Consider the following 4230-nt stretch of genomic DNA (forward strand, 5'->3'; position numbering starts at 1 on the left):
GAGATGCCCGATGGAGTCGGCGTCTCCTCCGTGCTCAACGAGCAGAAGCTCACGCTCGCCTTCAACGCCAACCTCAATTTCGATCTGGCCGACGCGGTCGTCGCAGCGCCGCCGAACGTCGCCTCGATCAAGCAGAAGACCGACATCGACCAGACCAGCGTCGAGATCGCGCTGATCGGCGATTCCGACGTGCACTCGTTCCGCGACGAGAAGAACTACGTCGTCGACATCGCCTTCCAGCCGGACAGGGGCAAGACGGTCGCAACGCCCGAGGCGGCGATCGCGCAGCTCAAGCCCGGGGGTCGCGCGGCTGTGCCTGCGCCCGCGGCTGAAAAGCCGGCAGCCCCGCAGCGTGAGATCGTGCCGCCGTCATCCGAGGCGATCGCGCGCGAGGCCAAGATCGACGTCAAGCCGGGCGTGAAGGTGGAAGCGCCGGCCGCGATGCCGCCGGCGGAAGCACCGAAGCCGGCTCCGGCTCCCGCTGCTGCAGCGGAGGCCGCGCAAGCCGCAGAAGCACCGAAGGAAGCGTCAAAGCCCGCGCCGCCTGTTGCGGAGGTCACGCCAATTAAGCCGGCAATGGCCGAGGTGCCCAAGGAGGCCATGAAGGAGGCCGCCAAGGACACGGTCAAGGAAACGGCCAAAGCAGCCGCCGAAGTCCCCGCCGCGCCGCAGCCTGCGATTGCCAGCGTTGATGCGCGCCGCGACAGCGACGGCCTGCGCGTGACGTTCCCATTTCAGGTCTCGACGCCTGCGGCGGCGTTCCGCCGCGGCGACACGGTCTGGCTGGTGTTCGACACGCCGAAGCCGGTCGACGTCGAGGCGATCCGCAGCAGGGGCGGCGCGATGATCGGCGAGGTCGGCCGCGTGCCGCTCGACAAGGGGCAGGCGGTCCGCATCCGGCTCACCCGTCCGCTGGTCTATTCGCTGTCGAGCGAGGAGGTCGGCAAGGAGACCAACTGGCTGCTGACGCTCGCCGACAAGATCCAGGCGACACCGCTGCCGCTGATGATGTCGCGCAACATCACCGATCCTGCGCTCGCCAACATCGCGATCCCCTTCGCCAATCCGGGCGTCCTGCACAAGCTCACCGATCCCGATGCCGGCGACACGCTCTATGTCGTCACCGGGCAGCGGCCGGTGCGTGGCTTCATCAAGCGGCAGGACCTCGTCGATCTCTCGCTGCTGGAATCCGCGCACGGCATCGCGGTGCGGCCGAACTCCGACGAGATCGGCGTCGAGGTCGGCGCCGACAAGGTCATCCTCGGCAAGAAGGGCGGGCTGACGCTGTCGCCGGTCGACATCTCGGCCGAGCGCGCCCCGACCGCGGTGCGCCCGGTCTTCAGTCCCGAAGGCTGGCGCAAGGGCCAATCGGAGACCTTCTGGACGCGGCAGAACGAGCTGATGACGGCGATCTCGGCCGTCGAGCCCGCGCTGCGTTCGCTGCCGCGGCTCGACCTGGCGCAGTTCTACATGTCGCGCGCCATGTACCATGAGGCCAAGGCCGTCACCGAATTGATGCTGAGCGATCCCCTCAACAAGGAGGAGAGCGGCGCGCTGATCATGCATGCCATCGCGAGCATCCTGGTTGGCCGGCCGGCGCAGGGACTGAAGGATCTAGCCAATCCCGTGATCGGCAACAGCCACGATGCCCAGCTCTGGAAGGCGCTCGCCTATGCGCGTCAGGGCAAATGGGCCGATGCGCGCGAGAAGTTCAAGAACGTCGAGTTCGCCATCGCCTCGCTGCCGCTCGACATCCAGCGCATCGTGACGATGGATGCGATGCGAGCGTCCCTCGAGGTGAAGGACTATGCCGGCGCCTCCAAGCGCCGCAGCGAGCTCGAGGTGGTTGGCGTCCCGCCCGAGGCTGCGCCCGGCTTCGCGGTGCTGCGCGGCCGGCTCGCCGAGGCGCTCGGCCACGACAAGGATGCGCTCGACGACTACAAGCTCGCGGTCGCCTCGAGCGACCGGGCGGCGGCGGCCGAGGCCAAGCAGCTCGAGGTCGCACTGCGTCAGAAGCGCGACGAGATCGGTAAGGACGAAGCGCTGCGCGAGCTCGAGACGTTGTCGATGACCTGGCGCGGTGACGCGATCGAGGTCAAGACGCTGCAGATGCTGTCGCGGCTGTATGCCGAGAACGGACGCTACCGCGACGCACTCACGGCCGCGCGCACCGCGACCCGGCTCCAGCCGAATGCGGAAGCCTCGCGCCAGGCGCAGGATCTCGCCTCCGATCTGTTCACGCAGATATTCCTGGGGCCCAAGGGTGACGAGCTGCCGCCGGTCGAGGCACTCGGGATGTTCTATGGATTCCGCGAGCTGACGCCCATCGGCCGCCGCGGCGATGAACTGATCCGCCGTCTCGCCGATCGTCTCGCCTCGATCGATCTGCTCGACCAGTCCGCCGAGCTCTTGCAATACCAGGTCGACCACCGCCTCGAAGGCGCCGCCCGCGCCCAGGTCGCCGCGCGGCTCGCCATGATCTATCTCGCCAACCGCAAGCCCGACATGGCCATCACCGCGCTGCGCGCCAGCCGCATCAGCGACCTCTCCGGCGAGCTCAGGCAGCAGCGCCTGCTGCTGGAGGCGCGGGCGCAGAGCGACGTCGGCCGTCACGACCTCGCGCTCGACATCGTCTCCAACGTCTCAGGGCGCGAAGTGCTCCGCCTGCGCTCCGACATCTTCTGGGCGGCGCGGCGCTGGCGCGAATCCGCCGAGCAGATCGAGCTTTACTACGGCGACCGATTCCGCGACTTCAAGCCGCTCAATGCAGTCGAGAAGAGCGACATTATTCGCGCGGCGGTCGGCTACGCGCTCGCCGACGACTCGATCGGCCTGTCACGCTTCCGCGAGAAATACGCGCCGCTGATGAGCGAGAGCGCGGACCGTCTCGCCTTCGACATCGCGAGCAAGCCGGCCGCAGCCTCGAGTGCCGAGTTCGCCGAGATCGCCAAGCTGGCTGCCAGCGTCGATACGCTCGACGGCTTCCTGCGCGAGATGAAGCAGCGCTTCCCCGACGCCACCGCGCGCGCCCCCGGCGCGCCGCAGGCAAAGGACGAGTCGGACCACACCGGCTCGCTGCCGACGATCCCGGTCGTGCGACAGATCAAGATGACGCGTTGAGGCCTGGTGCCGCGCAAGGCGCGGCAGGCGAGGGCTCCGCCATTGCGAGCGGAGCGACTTGTCCGCCGAAGCCTTGGCGAAGGCGGAAGCAATCCAGGGTCTTTCCGCGGACGCAGTCTGGATTGCTTCGAAGGGCTCCTCGCAATGACGGGGAGGGAGCGGAGGTGATCATTGAGGCGGGAGGAGATGGGGCAGCGAACGAAGCTGCGCTCATCCTCCGCCGTAGCTCTGCACCAGGCTTCCCGCCACCAGCGACCAGCCGTCGACCAGCACGAAGAAGATCAGCTTGAACGGCAGCGAGATCGTTGCCGGAGGCAGCATCATCATGCCCATCGACATCAGCACGGAGGCGACGACGAGGTCGATGATGAGGAAGGGGAGGAATAGCAGGAAGCCGATCTCGAAGGCGCGCTTCAGCTCGGAGATCATGAAGGCGGGCACGAGAATGCGAAGTGCGAGGTCGTCGGGCGTGGCCGGCGGCGGCTCGCCGGAAAGATCCAGGAACAGCTTGAGATCCTTCTCGCGCACGTTCTTCTGCATGAAGCCGCGCAGGGGCACCGAGGCGCGCTGGAGCGCGTCCTCGACGCCGACCTGGTTGGCGACGAGCGGGCGGATGCCCTCGTCGTAGGATTTCTGCAGGACCGGGCCCATCACGAAGAAGGTGAGGAACATCGCCAGCGCAATGATCACCGAGTTCGGCGGGGCGGTCGCGGTTCCCAGTGCGGTGCGCAGCAGCGACAGCACCACCACGATGCGCGTGAACGACGTCATCATGATCAGGATCGACGGCGCGATCGACAGCACCGTGAGCAGCGCAATGAGCTGGATGGCGCGCTCGGTGACGCCGCCGCCACCCGCACCGCCGCCGAGATTGATGCTGATGTCCTGCGCATGCGCAAGGCTCGCGAGCGAAGCCGCACCGAACAGGACAGAAAGGAAAAGAACTCTACGCGGGAGGGCCGGGGATCTCACGAAGACGGCTTCGGACGGCCGAGCAGGGAGGCCATCTCGTCTTCGAGATTTTCAAAGCTGGTCTTTTCAGCAGCCGGCTTTGCAGGCGGAGCCGGTGGCGCCGGCGGCTCGCTGCGGGCCGCGCGCGGAGGAGCAGCC

2 protein-coding genes and 1 pseudogene are annotated in these 4230 nt (G+C 67.5%); 1 reads left to right on the forward strand and 2 read right to left on the reverse strand.

All coding sequences use genetic code 11. The features are described from left to right. The coding region (locus SE91_RS09350) for a tetratricopeptide repeat protein (RefSeq protein WP_061847380.1) at positions 1–3120 on the forward strand (3120 nt) is incomplete at its 5' end. Positions 3121–3330: 210 nt separating this feature from the next. Here the strand turns inward: SE91_RS09350 and fliP are convergent. Continuing rightward, complete coding sequence (fliP, locus tag SE91_RS09355; RefSeq protein WP_060736547.1) at positions 3331–4092, reverse strand: flagellar type III secretion system pore protein FliP; 762 nt, start codon at positions 4090–4092, stop codon at positions 3331–3333. Continuing rightward, positions 4089–4230 (reverse strand): annotated as a pseudogene (locus SE91_RS37550) (flagellar biosynthetic protein FliO); the annotation flags it as partial. The gene fliP and the pseudogene SE91_RS37550, both read right to left, overlap by 4 nt.

The sequence above is a fragment of the Bradyrhizobium sp. DOA1 genome, from assembly GCF_001593325.1.
Classification (GTDB): Bacteria; Pseudomonadota; Alphaproteobacteria; order Rhizobiales; family Xanthobacteraceae; genus Bradyrhizobium.